Annotated in this window: 1 pseudogene; it reads left to right on the top strand. The window is 58.2% G+C overall.

Annotated features, from left to right (window positions below):
* Positions 1–379, top strand: a pseudogene (locus OP496_RS18225) (homocysteine S-methyltransferase family protein); the annotation flags it as partial.
* Between the last annotated feature and the right edge of the window lie 361 nt (positions 380–740).

Here is a 740-nt window from a genome sequence, read left to right on the forward strand (position 1 = left end):
CGATGCCGTTGACTGCCATGTGGCAGCGCTGCCGGTGACTTACCGCACCACCGAGCAGGAGCCGACCTTCTTCAATCTCTCCGACGATCAGGGATGCAGCTGCCCAGCTCCTCACGGACGCCCTTTCCCGACCGCCCTGGATCCACTGTTCTGCAATCGTTACGAACTTGGCGCCTTCGCTCGCGATGCTTATGCTCAGGGGGTCAACTATCTTGGCGTATGCTGTGGCGCATCACCGATGCACGTACGTGAAGTGGCTATGGCAGTGGGGCGTGAACCGGAAGCCGCCCAATTTGCAGAGCGCATGGAGAACCACTTCATGTATGGCTCTCACGATCGCTTGCCGGAGCATATTGCCGCTCTAGGGGAGAAGGCCTAAGTAAGTCTTCAGCGTTAATCGGTTGCTCAGTTCCATGGTTACCGAGCAACCGATGTACCTTATGACAGAGATAGTCGAAACTGATGCGGCTTCTCGTCTCGGCGAGCCGCACCCACTGTTTGAGCCATCGAGAGCGGCATCACGGTAAAGCGGCGCCTTGCCATGGATTCTTCCGTGTCAACGGTCCCAATATCAGTACCCCACGCACCTATCAGGACAGTCACCTAGCGCCCAGGCGAAGCAAAGCACCCCGATCGACGCAAGCAGCGGATGAAGCCAACGGCGCGTATGCGTACACTACGCGCAGCGACCAACTGCGCCACTTGCGAGGCTTACCGATGAGTTCCCACCTGCTTTCCGT

The sequence above is a fragment of the Chromohalobacter sp. 48-RD10 genome, from assembly GCF_029889785.1.
GTDB lineage: Bacteria > Pseudomonadota > Gammaproteobacteria > Pseudomonadales > Halomonadaceae > Chromohalobacter.